Source organism: Spirosoma rhododendri, assembly GCF_012849055.1.
Lineage (GTDB): Bacteria > Bacteroidota > Bacteroidia > Cytophagales > Spirosomataceae > Spirosoma > Spirosoma rhododendri.
In genome coordinates this window covers 3,133,528-3,153,383 of sequence record NZ_CP051677.1, presented here as the reverse complement: position 1 = coordinate 3,153,383, position 19,856 = coordinate 3,133,528, and the positions used below count along the sequence as shown (strand labels likewise).

At 56.4% G+C, this 19,856-nt stretch carries 17 protein-coding genes and 1 pseudogene; 8 read left to right on the top strand and 10 right to left on the bottom strand.

Features of this window, described 5'->3' with window-relative positions; genetic code table 11:
- Positions 1 to 153: 153 nt before the first annotated feature.
- The 5 genes from HH216_RS13045 to HH216_RS13025 all read left to right on the top strand — a co-directional run bounded on the left by HH216_RS13045 (position 154) and on the right by HH216_RS13025 (position 5,439).
- Positions 154 to 912, top strand: a complete 759-nt coding sequence (locus HH216_RS13045; RefSeq protein ID WP_169551203.1) for an OmpA family protein — start codon at positions 154 to 156, stop codon at positions 910 to 912.
- Positions 913 to 993: 81 nt separating this feature from the next.
- Positions 994 to 1,758: an oxygenase MpaB family protein gene (locus tag HH216_RS13040; RefSeq protein WP_169551202.1), complete on the top strand. Its 765-nt coding sequence runs from the start codon at positions 994 to 996 to the stop codon at positions 1,756 to 1,758.
- An 89-nt stretch (positions 1,759 to 1,847) separates the two neighbouring features.
- Positions 1,848 to 3,248: an L-serine ammonia-lyase gene (locus tag HH216_RS13035; RefSeq protein WP_169551201.1), complete on the top strand. Its 1,401-nt coding sequence runs from the start codon at positions 1,848 to 1,850 to the stop codon at positions 3,246 to 3,248.
- Between the two features lie 83 nt (positions 3,249 to 3,331).
- On the top strand, positions 3,332 to 4,399 hold the full coding sequence (locus HH216_RS13030) for an AI-2E family transporter (protein ID WP_169551200.1): 1,068 nt from the start codon (positions 3,332 to 3,334) through the stop codon (positions 4,397 to 4,399).
- Positions 4,400 to 4,506: 107 nt separating this feature from the next.
- Positions 4,507 to 5,439, top strand: coding sequence for a hypothetical protein (locus HH216_RS13025; protein WP_169551199.1), 933 nt, complete (start codon positions 4,507 to 4,509; stop codon positions 5,437 to 5,439).
- 78 nt (positions 5,440 to 5,517) lie between these two features.
- On the opposite strand, the gene HH216_RS13020 is transcribed toward HH216_RS13025, so the two are convergent.
- Together HH216_RS13020 and HH216_RS13015 are read right to left on the bottom strand one after the other, a co-directional pair.
- The gene (locus tag HH216_RS13020; protein WP_169551198.1) at positions 5,518 to 8,040 is read right to left on the bottom strand and encodes a PspC domain-containing protein; all 2,523 of its coding nucleotides are present in this window, start codon (positions 8,038 to 8,040) and stop codon (positions 5,518 to 5,520) included.
- A 21-nt stretch (positions 8,041 to 8,061) separates the two neighbouring features.
- On the bottom strand, positions 8,062 to 8,469 hold the full coding sequence (locus HH216_RS13015) for a PadR family transcriptional regulator (RefSeq protein ID WP_169551197.1): 408 nt from the start codon (positions 8,467 to 8,469) through the stop codon (positions 8,062 to 8,064).
- A gap of 249 nt (positions 8,470 to 8,718) precedes the next feature.
- Between HH216_RS13015 and porU2 the strand changes: the two are divergent.
- From porU2 to HH216_RS13000, 3 genes and pseudogenes are all read left to right on the top strand, one after another.
- Positions 8,719 to 10,949 (top strand): annotated as a pseudogene (gene porU2 / locus HH216_RS13010) (putative type IX secretion system sortase PorU2); the annotation flags it as partial.
- Positions 10,950 to 11,003: 54 nt separating this feature from the next.
- The gene (locus tag HH216_RS13005; protein WP_408641793.1) at positions 11,004 to 12,074 is read left to right on the top strand and encodes a FlgD immunoglobulin-like domain containing protein; all 1,071 of its coding nucleotides are present in this window, start codon (positions 11,004 to 11,006) and stop codon (positions 12,072 to 12,074) included.
- On the top strand, positions 12,071 to 13,312 hold the full coding sequence (locus HH216_RS13000; protein ID WP_169551194.1) for a hypothetical protein: 1,242 nt from the start codon (positions 12,071 to 12,073) through the stop codon (positions 13,310 to 13,312). Before HH216_RS13005 ends, HH216_RS13000 begins: the two co-directional genes overlap by 4 nt.
- A gap of 40 nt (positions 13,313 to 13,352) precedes the next feature.
- Here HH216_RS13000 and HH216_RS12995 read toward each other — a convergent pair whose 3' ends face one another.
- The 8 genes from HH216_RS12995 to HH216_RS12960 form a co-directional block, all read right to left on the bottom strand.
- The gene (locus HH216_RS12995; protein WP_169551193.1) at positions 13,353 to 14,015 is read right to left on the bottom strand and encodes a thiamine diphosphokinase; all 663 of its coding nucleotides are present in this window, start codon (positions 14,013 to 14,015) and stop codon (positions 13,353 to 13,355) included.
- Between the two features lie 105 nt (positions 14,016 to 14,120).
- The gene (gene kdsB, locus HH216_RS12990; protein ID WP_169551192.1) at positions 14,121 to 14,876 is read right to left on the bottom strand and encodes a 3-deoxy-manno-octulosonate cytidylyltransferase; all 756 of its coding nucleotides are present in this window, start codon (positions 14,874 to 14,876) and stop codon (positions 14,121 to 14,123) included.
- Positions 14,877 to 14,981: 105 nt separating this feature from the next.
- Positions 14,982 to 15,683, bottom strand: a complete 702-nt coding sequence (locus tag HH216_RS12985; RefSeq protein WP_169551191.1) for a phosphatase — start codon at positions 15,681 to 15,683, stop codon at positions 14,982 to 14,984.
- 166 nt (positions 15,684 to 15,849) lie between these two features.
- Positions 15,850 to 16,701, bottom strand: coding sequence for a 3-deoxy-8-phosphooctulonate synthase (gene kdsA, locus HH216_RS12980; RefSeq protein ID WP_169551190.1), 852 nt, complete (start codon positions 16,699 to 16,701; stop codon positions 15,850 to 15,852).
- A gap of 222 nt (positions 16,702 to 16,923) precedes the next feature.
- Positions 16,924 to 18,003, bottom strand: a complete 1,080-nt coding sequence (locus HH216_RS12975) for an iron-containing alcohol dehydrogenase family protein (RefSeq protein ID WP_169551189.1) — start codon at positions 18,001 to 18,003, stop codon at positions 16,924 to 16,926.
- A 32-nt stretch (positions 18,004 to 18,035) separates the two neighbouring features.
- Positions 18,036 to 18,344: a DUF2442 domain-containing protein gene (locus tag HH216_RS12970; RefSeq protein ID WP_169551188.1), complete on the bottom strand. Its 309-nt coding sequence runs from the start codon at positions 18,342 to 18,344 to the stop codon at positions 18,036 to 18,038.
- A complete protein-coding gene (locus tag HH216_RS26875; protein ID WP_169551187.1) occupies positions 18,283 to 18,528 on the bottom strand; it encodes a DUF4160 domain-containing protein in 246 nt (81 codons plus the stop codon). Before HH216_RS26875 ends, HH216_RS12970 begins: the two co-directional genes overlap by 62 nt.
- A 46-nt stretch (positions 18,529 to 18,574) precedes the next feature.
- Complete coding sequence (locus tag HH216_RS12960; protein WP_254448413.1) at positions 18,575 to 19,780, bottom strand: DegT/DnrJ/EryC1/StrS family aminotransferase; 1,206 nt, start codon at positions 19,778 to 19,780, stop codon at positions 18,575 to 18,577.
- Between the last annotated feature and the right edge of the window lie 76 nt (positions 19,781 to 19,856).

Genomic DNA, 19,856 nt, shown 5'->3' with positions numbered 1-19,856 from the left:
GAACAGAATAGTCCGGTTACATTAACCGGATTGCCCCAACGACGGGCTCGGCGCAGACTCGCATTCTACGGCCAATGCACGTATATTCATCCCCGAACGGCCGTCAATTCCGGCATTCCTTTTGATACATTACCCCGATTACATCTGTTACTTATGCGTGTTCTATTTGCCTTTGTGCTCCTGCTGTTTGTGCTGCCCGGCCACGGTCAGTCGGTGGCGCTGAAAAAGCCTTCACGCACGCTTTTTTCCCTTAAAGCGGTCGACAGTAAGACGGAAGCGGTAATCTCGGCGCAATTTTCGGTTACGGCCATTCAGGCCCGCAAGGTATTCACCAGCCCCAGCACATCGTCATTCAATTTTGTGTTGACACAAACCGATACGCTCGACGTGCTGGCAATGGCTCCGGGCTACCACGAAGCCGAAGAGCTGATGGTGGTGTCGTGCGATACCTGCCACGATTACGAATACATCATCAAACTCGACAGGCAGCAGCCGACAGTCAGCCCCGAACGGGCCAAAACCAGCCCAACGGCCAAACCAGACACAGTGTTCCGTAACCTGGCCGTCAACCAGTCGTTTCAGCTCGACGACGTTTATTTTGAGCAAAGTACCTACACGCTCCGCCCCGAATCATACCCGCAGCTCGACAAGCTGGTGAAGACCCTGCAAACCGTTCCTCAGTTGAAAATTCTGGTCGTCGGTCATACCGATAATGTGGGCGACCGGCGGCTGAATCAGGCGCTGTCGGAAAACCGGGCCAGCGTGATTCGGGCGTATCTGGCGCGGCACGGCATTGCCGAAAGTCGCCTTCGGGTTCACGGCTTTGGCGACACGCAGCCCATCGCCCCCAATGATTCAGAGGCAAACAAACAAAAGAACCGGCGCGTCGAATTCGTTGTATTGGCAATGTGACGGTTCGTTTAAGGTTTGATGTTTAACGTTTGACGTTGCTTTCGCCTAACCTTAAACGGTAAACATCAAACCTTGAACTCAATGAATTACTTCGTCCGGCCGGGGTCGGTGGTACGTCGAATATGGGGCGACGCCGACGTGATCCTGCTGATTTTTGCTGGATCGGCGGCTGAATTTGCGCTCAACAAAGCTGTCGACTGGCTGTTTTTTACGGGTCGGCTTCCGGCTGATCCCATTGCCCGGTTGTTCTCGACGGTTCGCTACGCGCAGGAGATTGTCTTTGCTCCCGACGAGCGTGCCCGGCAGGCCATCGACCGGATGCGTGTCATCCATAAGGGCGTCGAGCAGAACCGGGGGTACAGCATTCCCGACTGGGCCTATCGCGACGTGCTGTACATGCTGATCGATTATTCCGAGCGCGCTTACCAGTTGCTGCACCGCCCCCTGACCGACGCAGAGCGCGAAGAACTGTTTCAGACGTTTCGGGCCGTAGGGGCCGGGATGGGCGTTCCCGATCTGCCCACCAACTACACCGACTGGCAGATCGACCGGCACCATCACCTCGACAACGACCTCGCGCGCAGTGAGTTTACCGACCGGCTGTTTCGGCGGTATCACGAGCAGCTGGGCACCTGGCGTTACAACCTGCTCCGGCGCGTACAGTCGATTCTGGTGCCGATGCAGGTGAGCGCACCACTCGACCTGACCCCCGACCCGATTTTGCCCCACAGCATTGGTTTGTATAAGGTGCTGAATGCGCTACGACTGCGATCGGTAGTGCAGCGCATTCTACTGCCAACCGACTATCTGGCTCAGATTCAGGGCCTCGACCAGCCGGTGAAGTAATTATTATCTCAAACAGCCGGGATGCTGTTTAAGACAGAGACAATTCGATCAGGCAAGCATTACCTTTATCGTTCTGATCCTTCATCGACATGCTTCCTGTCAGTCCGATTACCACGTCCATTTTTGATTTGTTCAAAGTTGGGCCGGGCCCGTCGAGTTCGCACACGATTGGTCCCATGAAAGCCGCGTTCGATTTCCGCGAACGGCTGGCTACGCTGCCCGCCGGCCAGCAGGCCCACGCCGACGCGATACACGTGCATCTGTACGGGTCGCTGAGCGCGACGGGCAAAGGGCACGGCACCGACCGGGCCGTAGTGGCCGGGCTACTGGGCTGGCAACCCGAATCGACAGACCCGGCGGCACTGCTCAACCTGCTCCGCGACCCCTCGCAGACCTACGCGATTCAGATCGGTGGTAAGACAGTGGCGCTGGGGCCGGAACACATTCATTTCGAGCGCGTCCGCTACGATTCGCCCTACCACAACACGATGGTGCTGCGATTGACGGAGCAGGGCGAAACGCTTTATTCGGAAGAATACTATTCGATCGGTGGGGGCTTCATTATCCGCAAAGGCGAGCCCGTCGTTGACCCGGCAACGGTATCTGTACCATATCCGTACGGAACAATGGCCGAGTTGAAAGCCCAGCTCGCCCACCACAACCTGCCGCTCGATGCGCTGCTGATGGCCAACGAAATGGCCCTGACCGGCCGGACACGCAGCGAAATCAACCACCGCATCGACCAGTTGCTCGACTTCATGCATAAGGCCGTCCGGCGGGGACTACGGCACAACGGTACCCTGCCCGGCTCGATCAAGCTAAGCCGCAAAGCACCTCAGCTGTACCGGCAGGCGAAGGGCATGGGACAGCTCGGCCCGGCACTCCGTTCCGACAGTTTCCTCATTTTCCTGAATGCGTATTGTCTGGCCGCATCGGAGGAAAACGCAGCGGGTGGCATCGTCGTTACGGCACCCACGTCGGGGGCGTCGGGCGTTATTCCGGGGCTGACGTACCTGGCTAAGCACCAGTTTCATTACGATAAAGCGACGCTACGGAGCGGGATGCTGGCAGCGGCCGTCATCGGCTTTCTGGTCAAGCACAACGCCAGCATCTCCGGGGCAGAGATGGGGTGCATGGGCGAAATCGGTACGGCATCGGCAATGGGAGCGGCTTTTCTGACGCGCTGTGCCCAGCCCACCGGCTCTATTCTCACGATCGAAGCAGCTGCCGAAATTGCCATCGAGCACCACCTCGGCATGACCTGCGACCCGATTGGCGGCTATGTGCAGATCCCGTGCATCGAGCGCAACGCGATGGGCGCGGTGAAAGCCTATAACGCTTTTTTACTGGCCACGGCAGGGTCGGCCAGCAAGCAGAAAATTTCGCTCGACGCGGTTGTCAAAGTCATGAAAGCAACCGGCCGCGACATGTCGACCAAGTACAAGGAAACATCGGAGGCCGGGCTGGCCCTGAGCGCCACCGAATGCTGAGCTTAAGGCGTCCTTAAAACAATTGAGGGGTAAAAGCGGGTTAGGTGCCTGTACATCACCATAGACACACCGCGTTTTCGCTCATGGTCAACATATATACTACTAAACAGCAGCGGGTGCTGCTCATCGCCAGCCTGATTATTATCGGCGGCTTCATCGTTTTCGGACTCAGCGGATATATCTCCGCCTTCCTCGGCGCGGGCATTCTCTACGTCGTGCTACTCCCCTGGTTCAACGCGCTGGCCATCAAGCGTGGCTGGAACCGGTCACTGGTCGTTACGCTGCTGATTCTCTTTTCGCTGTTCGTCATCATCATGCCGTTCCTGACGCTCAGCCTGTTGTTGGTTGGCCGAATTCAGTACTACATCCAGCACAGCGATCAGATTCTGGCCCTGGCTAAGAAAATCGAAGACCTGACTGGGTATGAGATTACCAGCCAGCAAAATATCCGCACGGCACTGTCGCAGGCCGGAACCTATGCCAGCCGACTGCTGCCGTCTATTGCTGGCAGTACCCTGGATTTTATCGTGATTATCGGCCTGATGTTTTTCACGATGTGGTACATGTTTACCCAGAAAGAAGACTTCGAGAAAGGCCTCCAAAAGTACCTGCCGTTCAAAAAAGACACGCAGGAAGAGCTGGGCGAATCACTGAAAAACAACGTCAATGCCAACGTATTGGGGCAGGCACTGGTCTGTCTGGTACAGGGCGCATTGACGGGGGCAACACTCTGGATTTTTGGCGTACCCGACGCGCCCTTCTGGGGAGTCGTTTCGTTCTTTATGGCGTTTATCCCCGTATTGGGGACACCTATTGTCTGGGCACCGGCGGGTCTGATTCAGATTTCTGAGGGCAATACCACGCAGGGTATCGGCATTCTGCTGGTCGGCGCTATCGTCATTATCAACATCGACAACCTGCTGCGCATCGCGCTGGCTAAGCGCATGGGCGACATTCACCCCTGGATTACGCTGGCCGGTATCGTGCTGGGCGTACCTATCTTCGGTATTCTGGGGCTGGTGATGGGGCCGCTATTGCTCTCCTATTTCGTGGTGCTGATCAAAGTGTTCGAACGCGAAAACCGCAGTCAGGAAAAGGAAGTCATTAAAGACAAGATCGAAACCCAGCGCGAAGCCGCGAGGGAGGTGTAAAATCGGCGAAGACACGACAACCGCGCAACCGACTGACTAAACTGGCGTACAGGCCACTTAGTCAATTAGTTGCGCGGTTGTCGTGTTATTCAATACATTCGCTGGTCATGCGGAATGTTCATCTACACTTCTTTTTCTGGGTCGTAATGGGCCTGAATGCCTGTTCGCCAGGCGATCCACAGCCAGTTGACGATACGACTAGCCTGTATGCTATTACAGCCAGCGATTCGTTGATTGATTTTCCAGCAACCGTCGATTTCTCCCGCGTCTCGCAACTGGGTACCGGTCCGTCTGGTCGGGTTATCCGCATGACATCGACCACCACTCCTACCTCAGTTATTACGTACACATACGACGGGGCTGGCAATCTGACCGGCATCTATCAACCGTTATCGTACGGATACGATAGTTACCAATTAGGTGACTATTACGACGGCTTGCTTAAGCGAAGCTATCTGGGCTTTGGTGATTATAACGGATCACCATCATCAGTCGGCCTGGTAGGTATGACTATATACCGCCACAATCAAAAGCGGCAATTGGTTATGGCGCTACAGTATAGCGGAATAAGTACCAGTTCAACGGGATGGCAGACGACGCGGGGTAGGCTAAACCAAGTCCATGAATTTCACTACGATGCAACCGGCCAGCTTGAGACAACCCGGCTGTCTTACTCGTTCGGCCGTCGCTATGAGGCAACATGGAAAGAAGGCAACATCACGCAGGAGCAGCAGTTCATGGAGTCATCGCCCAACACGACCGTACACATTACGTACACCTACGACCAGTATTCTAACACATGGGCCCAACAAGTACCGCTTCAATTTCCAACTTACAACTTCGGCACTCGCAACAACAGGATCAGTTCCAGTCAGCGTAATTGTATTGACCTCAACTGCTACGAGCAACCCAGCTCGAACATGGAGCATCGGCTCATCTTTGACCAGCAGGGACGAATCAATAAAGCCGAATTTCGGCACATTTATTCTCCTGCAAGCTCTTCCTCGTGGATGGGACACGTGTACACATATAGCAAATGAATGATTGAGTGATTGAATGAGCTGGTGCATCCTGCTATTCAATCACTCAATCATTCTGTCATTCAACTATTCTATAACTCAATCATTCTGCCGGGTTACTTTGCTCGCGCCGGAGGTTTCTGATTCAAGTTTGGGGACGTTGCCCAAGCTCACGTGGCTGGCTCCGCTGGCGTCGACGCGGGCGTCGCTGATCTCCATCTGCTCCGCTTCGATCTTGCTGGCACCACTGAGCTCAGCGTCGAACTTGGTAGCCCGGCCCCGCAGCACAAGATTCGATGCGCCCGACAGGTCAACTGACAAATCCTGTACCGTACCGTCGAACACCGTCCGGCAGGCACCGCTCATCGAAATACCCAGGTTGCTATAGTTGCCGAATCCCGTCAGGTTTGCTTTCGAGGCTCCCGAAAGTTTCAGTTCGTCGATCGACGGCACCGTGATGGTCAGGCCGATGCGCTGCCGGTTGTTCCAGTTGAACACCCCCGTCTTTTTCATCGACACGTTGACCGTTTCGCCGGTTACTTCCACGTCGACATCGTCCAGATCGTCTTCGCTGCCATCGGCTACCACCTTATACTGATCGCCCTTGCGGAACCGCACGACAAACGCACCACTCACGTCGACTTTCGAGAATTCGCGTACTGTGAACTGCCGGGTGTGGTCGCCAATTTCATCGAAGTCGTCGCCCAGTTCGTCAGAAACGGCACTCTGTACTTCATCGGTTAGGTCGGTAACGTCGTTGTCCTCACTGTCATAGCTACGGTTGCGTTCGCGGGGGTAATTCAGGCAGGTCAGGCCGTCTTCTTTCGTGAACGACCACACGCTGGCTTCCATCCGGTCGAGTTCTTTGCTGCCAAACTCGTTGCGTATAAAGCGAGCGAAGGCTTCAGTCATCCGAAAGGGCGTGCCGTACGGAATACGCAGCGTCATGTCGAGGTCCTGAGCCCGGAAATGCGCCCCCGGAGCCAGCGCCACACCGTCGTCAAATCGCACCACAGAATCCCGTATGCTGTATTGGTAACGAAGTTGCCGGGCATTGGCCTGCGCGTCGTCACGGCTACTACCCTGCGAGCGGTACTTTTTCACCAGTTGAATCGCCGTTCCTTCATAGCCTTCCAACTCGATTGATGGCTTCCAATCGGCATCTGAATCGTCGAGTGCGAACGTCGGTATTCCACCGGTCGTGTTGAGCATGACCGTTTCTTCCACCTTGCCCCGGCGTTGGAAGCTATTGATAAGTGGGGCAACTGTACCACCCAGGATAAACAGCGCCACCAGCCAAACGCCCGCCAGCGACAGGGCCACACGGCTACTGATCACCGGCCGCGTCGTGATGAGCATCACCCCTAGCACCGCCAGCCCGAAAGCAGGAATCAGCCCGGCCACAACACCCGACAGCACCATCGGCATCGTAATATCAGCCCGGATCATCTCCAGGGGAAAATTACCCGTCTGCACCGTGTTCAGCCCGATTGCCGCGCCCAGAAACGCCAGACAGGCGATCATCCCGGCGAAGGCCAGCAGCAATAGTATCACCCCGGATAATACCCGAATCAGCGTAACAACGCCGTTCAGAAACGGTCCCAGCGCACTACCTAATCCTTTCAGGATCATGGCTACGGCCCGAAACGGAAACAGCAGCACACGGGTGAAGCCAGTTTCGTTGTTTGGCGACTCGTTGATATTCAGGCTTTGTTTGATACTGTTTTCGATGTTGTAGAGCGTGATAGGCTGACCCTGCATCTCCATTTTCTCGGTCACGGTATTTGCCGCCGGAGAAATTATCCACAGCACGACATACAGCAGGAAACCAACGCCAAACAACACGATACCCAGCACAAACAACAACCGCACGATACCGGGATCGACGCCGAAATAAGCCGCAATACCCGATGCTACGCCCCCCAGTACTTTATCGTCGGGGTTACGGAAAAACTTCTTCATCGTCTTGTCTTCCTCGATACCCGTGCTACCCGGCAGCGCAATCCACATGGCGATGTACAGCAGCACAGCAAATCCAGACACAGGGCCCGTAACATCGCCGTTGTGCCCCGAGGCCCCCGCCAGCGACGGGAAGCCCACGACCAGCGCAACGAACAGCAGCCGAATCCAGACAACGTCGACGTTGAAATAGTGGGCCAGTCCGGCGGCAACACCACCCAGCGTTTTCCGACGCAGGTCGCGCACCAGCCGACGCGGCTGACCGTAGTCGCCAGCGGGCGGCACGTTACCGGTCGTGCTACCGCCGGTCGCCGACGACGCACCCACCGGCGGCACCTGACGGCTACCCGTAGCCGAGTTGCGCCCCCCGCTCGATACCAGCACTTCTTCCTCCTCGACGGCTTCAAAGTCGGCAACGGAGCCCATCGTTGCTACAAGCTCATTAACGTCCTCAAACGAAACCGCCTGTTTGTCAGCCGCTTTAAGTTTGGCCAGCAGCTTCTCAGCGATCCGGTTTTCGATGTCGGTCACAATTTCCTGACTGTCTTCGTAGGTCGAGAAATATTGCTGCACCGACGACAGGTACTGTTTCAGCTTGTCGTAACCATCTTCCTCGATGTGGAAGATAACCCCGCTGATATTGATGCTTATGGTCTTTTTCATGGCGTTTTACAGAAAGGAAGGTTAAGCGTTGGATGAAGGCGTGATTGGTGTAACCGGAATCTCGACCGGAACCGACCCGTTGCCGGGCTTTTTGTGCTGATCGGTTTTGCTGATGACGGCATTGACAGACTCCGCCAGTTCCAGCCAGGTATCGTTGAGCGCTTCCAGCGACATACGGCCCAGATCGGTTAGCAGGTAGTACTTACGCGGTGGCCCCGACGTCGACTCGACCCACTTATAGTCAAGCAGCCCCGCGTTTTTAAGCCGGGTCAGCAGGGGGTACAGCGTTCCTTCCACCACCATAATCCGGGCAGAGGTCAGCTCATCGAGCATATCGGACGCGTATACTTCGCCCCGCGATATGATGTGGAGGATGCAGAATTCCAGAATCCCCTTCCGCATCTGCACCTGTGCATTTTCGATATTCATAAGATTAAAGAGCGAAAGTGTGAGTGAGCGAAAGAGCGAAAGCAGCAGGTCGAGGAGCTTTCGCTCTTTCACTCTCTCATTCTTTCGCTCTTTATATTGACAAATATAGGCACAAGGTACTATGCAATGCAAAGTACCTTTTAAGATTATTCTGATTTCCGGGATGAACGGTTGCAATTGCGCCCCGAATGGTAAATCATAGGCAAGATCGGCACGAAGTGTGCACGCGATTGTCGAGCTTGCAACCTTATGCACCGTATCTTCCTGACATTCATTCTGTTGCTTACCATCCAGACCAGCTGGAGTCAGTCGGTGCGGACGGGCAATGAGTGGATCAGCTATCAACAGACCTACCTGAAAATACCCGTTGTTCAACCGGGCCTGTACCGCATCACGCCCGCAGAGCTCCAAAAGGCTGGCTGGCCTGTATCATCGCTGAATCCGGCAGCGATTCAGCTGTTTCATCGGGGCATCGAACAGGCTATTTACGTCGCTGGCGAAGCCGATGGCCGATTCGACACCGCCGACTACATCGACTTCTACGGACAAGGCAACGACGGTGCGCCCGATTCGCTGCTTTACCGCCCGGCCGGTAGTATGCCCCACCCCTACTACAGCCTGTTCAGCGACACAACGGCTTACTTTCTGACCTACCGAACAGATGGACAACCGGGGCGACGCATGGCGACGTACACGGATACGGATGAGAAAAGTCTGACCCCCGAACCCTGGCATTGGGCTGAAGAACGGCGGGTGTTCACCCAGACCTACCCGCCCGGAACGATCTACCCCCTGGGGGCCACGGCCAGCAATGGGGCCATTCTGAGTGGGTACGACGCGGGCGAGGGCTGGACCGGGCCGATTCTGAAGTCCACCGACCGCTACGATCAGACGGTTAACCTCACCAACTACGCTGATTCGGCAACCGCTTCCCCGCATGCCAGTTGGCTTGTTGTGGGTCGAACGCCGACGGCCCACCGCATTGCCTTTAGCGCGGGTGCGTCGGCGGGTTCGCTGCGCCTGCTGGGCAACGCTGCCTTTGACAACTACGTCACCAGCCGGTTTGAAGCCGATCTGTCGGCTACCGATCTCTCGACAACTAAACAGGTTTTGCTGACGGCTCAGCCGCGCGAATCGGGTGAAGAAGCGTCGGTTTCGTATCTGACGCTTCGCTACCCGCAGCGCATTACGGCAACCGGCCCGGCCGATCAATGGCTGCAACTACGCCCAACCGCCACCGGCCGCAGCCTGCTCGACCTGCCGGGGAGCCCATCCGGTACCCGTGTTTTCGACATCAGCACGCCCGACGCGGTCAGTATGGTTGGCACTAACGCAGCAGATCACTGGCGGGGCGTCGTTCTGAATACGCAGACCAGCCGACGCCTGTTTGTCAGCAGTCAGCCCCGCCCGGTGACGGGTCTGACACCCGTACGGTTTCGGCAGATAAACCCGGCACGACACAACTACCTCATCGTTACGCACCCCCTGCTGCGTCAGCCAGCCGGTGCAGCCACCGACCCGGTACAGACCTATGCCGCTTACCGGGCGTCGCTGGCCGGGGGGAGTTACGATACGCTGACCGTGAACATTGGCGACTTATTCGATCAGTTCAGCTACGGCGAGCGGCACCCGCTGGCAATCAGGCGGTTTGCGACCTATATGCTCGCTGGCGGAACGGGGCCAAAATTCATGTTCCTGATCGGGCAGTCGCGCGATCCGCAGGGCATCCGCAAAAACGCCAACGGTCCGTTGCTCGACCTGATTCCGAACGCGGGCTGGCCGGGCTCAGATCTGGGGCTGGTTGAAGGGCTGAACGGTGAAGCGACCAACATTCCAGCCATGCCAATCGGCCGGCTGAACGCCATTCGCTCCCAGAGCGTGCTCGACTATCTGGCGAAGGTGCAGGCCCATGAAAATACGGACGAGCCCGCGCTGTGGCGCAAAAATGGCCTGCACCTGAGCGGTGGCAGCAACCGGGCCGAGCTACAGGCGTTCCGGGGCTATGTCGATGAATTCAGGCAGGCCATCGAAAAGCCTTACGTGGGCAGCCGGGTGACGACGGTATCGAAGCAAACCGATAACCCGGTCGAAACCCTGCAAATCACCAATCTGGTCAATCAGGGCGTGGGAATGATCTCGATGTTCGGCCATTCCAGCCTCGACGTAGCTGACATCGACATTGGGTTTGTCAGCGACGACCGGCTGGGGTATCGCAACGCGGGGCGGTACCCGTTTCTGCTGGTGAACGGCTGCGCATCGGGCAATTTCTACTTTGGCCGGCCTACTTTCGGTACCGACTGGGTACTCACGCCCAACAGGGGGCGGTGCTGTTTCTGGCGCACACCTACAACGGCTTCCCCTTTGCCCTGAAAACATACTCCGATCAACTGTACAGCCTTTTGGCCGACAGTCAGTATGTCGCCCGGCCCATCGGTCTGATTCAGCGCGAAGCCATCCGGCGCTATCTGCGGGCCAACAACACGATCTACGCGATCACGACGGCCCAGCAACTGACGCTACAGGGCGACCCGGCCGTGGCCGTTTTTCCGTTTGCCCGGCCCGACCTGGCGATCCTGCCCGGCAGCCTGCGCCTGACCGGCAACCGGGGCGATTCGCTGACCGCGCGCTCCGACTCAGTAGTGCTAGCGGGTATCATAGCCAATTACGGCCGCACGACAAACATACCCCTGTCCGTGCGTATCCGGCGGTATACAGCAGCGGGGCAACTTATTCGGGAACAACGCTTTACCCGCCCGGCTCCGCTTTACGCCGATACCCTGCGCTGGGTGCTGCCAAATGAAAAAACCACCACTGGCCCCGCTTATTTCGAGCTTCTACTCGACCCCGACGACCGCATAACGGAGTCATCGAAAGCAAACAATCGGGCGGAGATCAGTTCTGCTGGCCCGGCGAGTGGTTTACCGTTCACCCCCGATCAGATCGCCCCTATTCTCGACGTTTCGTTCGACGGACTCCACATCACCGACGGCGATATCGTTTCGCCACAGCCCCGCGTCGATGTGCTGCTTCGGGACGATAACACCCGCCTGCTCCGCACCGACACAACCAATCTGGAGCTGTACCTGCAACGCCCCTGTACATCGGCGAGCTGCCCCTACGAACGGTTAAGTCTGCGCGGTTCCACAGTAAGCTGGACAGCCGCCGGAGCCGATAATGCGTTTCAGCTTCACTACCAGCCGCCCACGCCCCTGCCCGATGGCTTGTACACCTTCGAGGTGCGGGGCAGCGACCTGAGCGGCAATCAGGCGGCTCCCTACCAGATTCATTTCACCGTGCAGACGCAGCCCGAGCCACGCGCGGCCACGGCTTACCCTAACCCGTTTGGGCGCCAGACTCGTATTTCGCTGCTGCTATCCGGCCAGACACCGCCCAGCACGGCAACGCTGCGCATCCAGGATCTGACGGGCCGGACGGTCCGGACGCTGACCGTGGCCGGGCGTATCGGGCTGAACGAGTGGGTGTGGGACGGTGCCGATGCCCACGGTACCCGTTTACCCGTCGGATCGTATATTTTCCGCATCGACGCAACCGACTCACCGACGCTGGCCGTACCGCTTACGGGTCGTCTGATCCTGCAACCATGAGCCATCCACGTCCACTCACTTATTTATTACTCCTGACCAGCGGGCTGACACTGGGGCTATGCGCCCTCAACCCAAACCGATTTACCAGTATCGATTCGGGGTATTATCTGCAATCGGCAACCAACCTGCTCAACGGGAAAGGGTACGTTATCAATGAAGGGAATCGGGTGGTCTGGAACGGCATCTTTCCCATTGGTTATTCGGCACTCGTCGCCCTGCTTTCGTTTCTGACGACTCTGCCCGTCCTGTGGGCGTCGAAACTCGTCAATCTGCTGGCAGTGAGCCTGTCTGCCTTCGCCTGGATGCACCGGATCGGTACAACCCGGACAATATGGACGCTGTCGGTCTGGTGGCTGGGTAGTTTCCTAAAGATACTCGCGTCGACCTGGTCCGAAACGGTTTTTCTGGTCATACTGGCCGAGTGGGTCTGGTGCTTGTTCCGATTCCTGCCCGACCCCACCAGCTGGCACCTGACCCGTTTGTTTCTGGTCAGTTGCGCTTTGTTTCTGGTACGTTACGTGGGTGGCTATGTCATCGTCCTGACGGGGCTACTGGTAGGCGTTGGGTGGCTGAACCGGGCGCGGCTGCAACAGACCGTCCGACTGACAATTGGCGAGTGGGGCCTTCACCGGCTGATGATTTGCTCGCTGGCGGTCATGTCAGGCATTCGTGCTTATTTCCAATTAAACAACCACATGGCCGGATCGCTGTTTGGGGGTGAGCGTTTTCTCCCGACCGAATCGGCCCTTGTCCTGACCCAGCTGTTTGGCCGATCGCTGCTCAACGAGGTGCTGTTTATCCGCGATTTTGTCCCCGGTCAATCGGCGGTGCTGGCCTGGGCCGGGCTGGGGCTGCAAACCATCCTGATGGCCGGTTTGTACACCCGCTGGCGCTCTTTCACGCGGGAGTTAGAATCCAGACCGCCTATTAATGCGCTGAGTCGCCTGTTTCTGATTGTGGGGATTACCTACCTGCTTGCGCTGTTTGCGATACGTACCATCAGCCCCTTCAGCGGCCCGAATCTTCGACTGATGGCCCCCGCTACGTTCTGTCTGCTAACGGCCGCTCTGTTATGGGTTAGTGCGTCGGCGCACCTTCGCCAGATTGTCCGCCCCATCTGGGCGCTGTTGATCGTCTGTTCGTGGCTGCAATTATTACCGCAGGCAAACCTGAGCCGCAAACTTCGCCATATCTGGCCTTCGTCGGGCATCAGTCAGTCCGTTGTCCGAGCGCAGTAAGCAATCAGCGCATCGCCCACAACCCTATTTTCGGACTGGATTAATCCCAGCACTCCATGATAAGCAGGTCGCCGGTTTTGGCTTCGATACGGACAAAGCCGTCCTGTGCGGCTTCGTTGCTGCTGCCGGTGCGGTAGCCTAATGTCAGCGTTTCATCACCCAGATTGTACGTGAGCCCTTCCGTAACGATACCCGACACGGTACCAACGGGAATCAGCGAGATGGGCGTACCGGCTGCGTACCACTTTTCGTACCGCCCGACGAGCGGGAAAATTTTGGAATGATCGTCGTACATAACGGGCCGGATACGGTCTTTGTAGCGCACCAGACTCGTCATGTTCGTGATGCTATGATCGGCCCGGCGACCCGTCGCCCAGACGATATTCACCGCCGGGTACCCCCGCTCGATGAGTAGTTCGATTCCTTTATCGAGGTCGGTCTTGTTCTGATCGGGTGCATGAACAATCTCCAGCGGGTACTGGTGCGCCCGGATGGTGTCGAGGTCGAGGTTACGGTCGAAATCGCCGAGCAGCACATCGACTTTGATCCCCAGGTCGAACACGCGCCAGATGGCACTGTCGAGCACCACCACCGTCGGGCTCCACTCCAGCAGTTGCCCCAGTAGTTCCGGCTGACACGCTTCGCCATTGGCAATCAGCAGTGCCGGTTCCTGTTTCTCGCGAACAACGTGATGGGAGGACATTCGTTTGGTTTAACGTTTACGGTTCAAAGTTTAACGTTGCGGCTTCTGTATTCGCGTTTCGTACGTGGTAAACCTTAAACGTGAAACATTGAACCCGAAACCCGCTCACAGTGCGCTGCGGAGGGCTTTTTCGACGTCGTCGGGCTCATCGACGGCCTGCGCGGTGTGGGCCGTTTCGACTAGTTTGATGCAGAAACCCGCTTCCAACCACCGGAGTTGCTCCAGCGATTCGGCCTGTTCGAGCGACGAAATGGGTAGCTGGGTGATCTTGTCAAGGATGTCGGCGCGGTAGGCGTACAAGCCCACGTGCCGGTGGTAGGTGTGGTGCTGATGCCAGTTCATCGGATCAACACCGCGCAGGTACGGAATCGGCTGCCGACTGAAGTAAAGAGCTTCCTGCCGGGCGTTCATGATGATTTTCACCTCGCTCGCACTCAGCAGCACTTCAGCCGATTCAACCGGGGCCATCTGCGTTGCCAGTTCCACCGATCCGTCCAGCACGGCCGCCAACCCATCGATCTGATCGGGGTTCAGAAACGGCTCGTCGCCCTGTACGTTGACAATGTAATTGGCCGGATCGTCGGGCAAGGTACCATCGTCAACCAGCTTGCGATAGGCTTCCTGACACCGGTCTGTACCGCTTGGCAATTCCGTACGGGTCATCACGGCGCGCCCACCAGCCGCTTCCACAGCCGCGACAATCCGCTCGTCGTCGGTTGCCACGAAGACAGCATCGAGCCGGTGTGCTTTCTGCGCCTGCTCCAGCACCCGCTGAATCATGGGCTTACCGCCGATGTCGGTCAGGGGTTTGCCGGGAAAGCGGGTCGAGCCGTAACGGGCGGGAATAATGCCGACGATCATTGTCAGTTTTCGGTTTATAGTTTTCGGTATACGGTTTTCGGTTTACAGCCAATGGCTACGGCAGTTCATCACCGTAAACCGACTACTGTAAGCCGTATACCGGCTCTATTTTTGAATCGGTCCGTCGGGGCCAACGGTCCAGTATGTGGGTTCGATGGCCTGCCGTTGGGCGTAGTACCGGTCGTAAACGGGTTTGTAGCGCAGCCGCTCATTCATCACCGTATCGAACTGACCGAGCAGGCCGAGCATCATTTCGCAGCCTTCGCGCACGGCCCACTGCCCGCTTTCACAACCCGTCAGGTAGTCGACCAGTCCATGCCGCACGACGTAATCCGTCAGCAACGGGTTCGCCCGCCGACGTACCATCACCCGTACACCCGCTACTTCCGCCACCGACAAATCGAGGGCATCGTCGAAGAAAAACGCGACTTCGCGGGGTTGCAGTCCGTGCTGATCCAGCAAATGCTTCAGCACGTCGACTTTGTGCTTGGCCTGCGAGTAGCACGCGTGAAAATGCTCCCGCCGGACGAGCGCATCGGCCAGCTCGTTGATAACGCCGGTGATGATGGCGACCACGGGCAACTGACCGCCGTGATGCAGCCAGAAACCGAAGCGCAGCAGGTTCGTACCCATCGAATCGACTTCGCTGAAACTGCTGCTCCCCGACCCCGTCTTAACCCCATCGTTAAACACCCCATCCCAGTCGAACACGACCGCTTTCACGGCACGCAGCTTCTCGGTCAGGGCATCGACGGGCGTTACAAATTGCCCGCCCAGCGTGGTAAACGTTTGTTCGGTATGATTCATTAACTCTTTATGCTTGTACGACGTGTAGCCTGGACGTCCACGTCCGGGTGGCCGTCAGGCCAACTTTTGCAGGCGGCAGCTAACAGGCCGCTTCGCGTCCGCCCGGACGTAGACGTCCAAGCTACACAAAACACCAAGCTACACTACACCGGCTATGCCTGGTATATTACGCCAGTTCGGGTAGGGTGTTCCGGTATTTCACTTCCACTGCATGCAGTTCGAGCAGCGGCTTCAGGAACTCCTCCAGATACTTGATGTCGAGTTGGCTGGCAGCATCGCAAAGTGCCTCCGAGGGGCAGGTGTGCGTTTCGACGAACAGACCGTCGACACCGGCAGCGACACCGGCGCGGGCCAGTACGGGCAGGTACTCGCGAGCACCACCCTTCGCATCGGCCGACGGGATACCGTACTTCCGAATCGCGTGGGTAACGTCGAACACGACGGGGTATCCCGTACGGGCCATGTGGTAGAACGAACGAGGGTCGACCACCAGATCGTTATAGCCGAACGTAAAACCGCGCTCGGTCAGAATAATCTGATCGTTGCCCGAATCTTCAATTTTCTTCACCGGGTGCTTCATATTTTCCGGTGCCAGAAACTGCCCGTGCTTTACGTTGACCACCCGGCCGGTCTTGGCCGCTGCTGTCACCAGCATCGTCTGCATACAGAGGTAAGCCGGAATCTGAATCACGTCGATCACATCGGCTACCGCAGCGCACTGATCGGGGTAGTGCACGTCGGTCAGCAGGGTGAAACCGAACTGCTCTTTTACTTTCGCCAGTATCTGAATGCCTTTTTCCAGACCGGGGCCATTGTAGTAGTTCAGGCTCGACCGGTTATCCTTCTGAAACGACGATTTATAGATGATCTTGATGCCGACGCGCTCCTGAATTTCGCGAAGCTGCTCAGCCACAGTCATCATGATTTTTTCGTCTTCAATAACGCACGGCCCCGAGATGAGAAACAACTCATCCGACCCGCATTCGATGTCGCCAACGCGAACGATTTTCTGAGACATAACAAAATTAATTAAGCCGCCAGTAACTGGGTCGGCAAGTTTTCAACAACCAGTTAGGGGAGTTGTCTGTTGTTCTATGTCAACGTATTTCTTTTTGTCATCCCGACGTAGGAGGGATCTTCGATAGTAGCAAGAAGAATCGCCTGCTACCGAAGATCCCTCCTACGTCGGGATGACAAAAAGCATTTGAAAGCTTTTTTCAGACTACTTTCAACCTCAACCTTACATCCGCCGGAACAGGTCTTTCAGCGAGTCGATGGTGATGACTTCCTGCCAGTTGTCGCCGATGGCGTGCAGCCACATGTGCGGCAGGCCATACGAAACGTGCGCCATTTGCGTCAGAATATCGTCGCTCCAGTCGTTCGATAGCCCCTGCGGCAGGTCGATCTGATGGTACGCCACCATCTCTTTGAACTCCTTCACCCCTTCCGGATAAAAGTCTTCCAGATGGTTCATCGCGATGCAGTTGGCGTAGCAGTGGCGCATACCCAGAATCTTCGACAGTCCGTAGCTCAGCGCGTGGCAAACGCCCACTTCCGAGTACGTCAGGCTCAGGCCACCCATCAGCGACGCCACCATCAGTTTATCGTCATTCTCCGGCGTCTGACCCGAGTTTTCGCCCAGATAAATGTCCCGGCACAGCTTCATCGACTGCTCGGCATAGGCGTGTGAATAGGCATTATTCAACCGCCCATTCTCCGATTCGATGCAGTGAATGTATGTGTCCATGCCGGTGTAGAACCACCAGTTGCGCGGCACCGACGCGATCAGTTCAGGATCAAGCACGATCTGATTAAACACCGTCCACTCGCACTTGAGACCAAGCTTTTTCTCCGGCCCGGTTAATACAGCGGTCATCGACACTTCCGCGCCGGTCCCCGAAATTGTCGGAACACCCGCGTGGTAGATGCCCGGCTTCTTGATCAGATTCAAACCCTGATACAGCGTCGATGAGCCTTCATTGGTCAGCATCAGCGAAAGCGCTTTAGCAATGTCCATGATGCTGCCGCCACCGATCCCGACGACGCCCGATGGCAGTCCTTTCTGCGCCAGAATCTCGTCGCGGAGACTGTCGATCTGTTCGGTCGTTGGCTCGTGCTCTTCGACGCTGATGTAATACACCAGGTCATGGTCGTGGGCGGGCACGCGATTTTCGAGCGGCTTACCTTTGAAATAATTGTCGACCAGAAACACGAAGTACTGGTTGTTTTCGGCCCGCACCGGAGCCAGAATATCGTCAAGCTGATTGAAACTTCCCCGTCCGTAGACGGTCTTTTCAACGCCTTTAAAATTTTTATGCATCTTACTGATTAGTGATCCATCAGCTAACTTGCTTACGCAGCCAGTTGAGCCGGTGGGTACAGAATATTTTTCACGCCAACGATTTCATCGATATCATCCCAGAACACATGGTACGCCGAAAACGTAAATTGCTGCCGCTGTTCGGAGCTGGCATTCGTCAGTAACGGCGACCAGGTAATTGGCCAGGCAATCAAACGCCCATCAGCAAGATCAAAGTGCACTCGTTGCTCGTCAACCCAAACGTTCACTAATTCGGGCAACTCACTGATTTTTACTTCATCAGATAGTGCGCTTTGTCCGGTAGTTAACAGCGATGTTATTTTTTGCGCAGTAGGTTCCATAAGCTTCCTGAATTGATCGCATCTGTTCGATTAACGTTGCTTCAATGTCATTTAATTCGCGCTTCCGGAAGCCACTGTTGTCAGCCAGTTCAAAACTTCCGTCGGCGAAAATCCAATATTTACACAACCGCTTTCCTTTATCGCCAACGTGTACGTGAAACGGCTCGTTTAGTAAATCGAACATGACAAAGAAAAAGCGTAACCCCGCGTGAATAAACAGCGTCGGCATCTTACGCTTCTACAGACATCGCTTTCGTTACGGCGGCACCGATTTTTTCGGCCAGCGCGGCTACTTCCTCGCTTGTCCAGGTGGCGCGGACGCCAAATGAAATCAGTCGGCCGATGGTCTGCTGCGCGCCGGGCACGTCGAGGTTGCTGTAATCCTGCGGGGCACCGAACTTCTCGATGGGCAGGGCCGAAGCCGTCCGCATCTGCTTGATGTGGTCCCACTGATTGATAAAGTGGTACATATTGGTGTACCAGTAGTTGAAGCCGCCCACACCAGCCGCGTTCAACTCAGTTACCACACGCGCAGCCGATTCCGTGTCGGGCAGCAGCATGTTCAGGAACGTAGCCGAATCGCCGTCTGCATCGGGAATGCGGGCAAACGATACGCCCGGTATTTCGCCCAGCGTGGCCATCAGTTGCTTTTTGTGGACGTTATTTTTCTCGATAATTTCCGGCACCCGGCGCGTCTGTACCAGCCCAACGGCCGCGTGCAGTTCGCTGATGCGATAGTTGAAGCCCAGAATTGGGTGCTGCTCCATGCCCCGGTTGCTGCCAATGTGGTCGTGGCCGTGGTCGGAATACGAGTCGGCATGTTTGTAGGCCGTTTCGTCGTTCGTGACCATGATACCGCCTTCACCCGCCGTCGCGATTTTGAAGAAGTCGAACGAGTACGCACCCGTTTTACCAAACAGACCGGTGCAGATACCTTTATAGCTCGCGCCCATCGCCTGACCAGCATCTTCAACCAGCACCAGATTATGCTCGTTGATGACCTGCATGATTGCGTCCATGTCGGCCATTTGCCCGCACATGTGGACCAGACAAACACCTTTCGTTTTTGGCGTGATGGCGTTGCGAATACCTTCGGCACTCAGGCAAAGCGTATCGTCGATGTCGGCAAAGACAGGCAACGCACCGATCATGAGCACGGCCTCGATGGTGGCGATATAAGTAAACGGCGGTACGATGACTTCGTCGCCCGCTCCGATACCGGCAGCTGCCATCGCTACCAAAGCGGCTGTCGACCCACTCGACACAGCGTGAGCGTATTTTGCGCCGACTAATTTGGCCACTTCGGCCTCAAACTCGCGGGCTTTATAAATATCGTTGCGCAGTGCTTCGTGGTTATAGCGAAACAGGATACCCGTTTCCAGCACATCGTTGATTTCCTTGCGTTCGGCGTCACCGAAAAACTCCATTCCAGGCATAGTCGGAAGGGTTAATGTTGGTTTGTTGTTCAGATTTAATGGAGCAAAAGTACGGCATTTTACCGACTTCATTCGG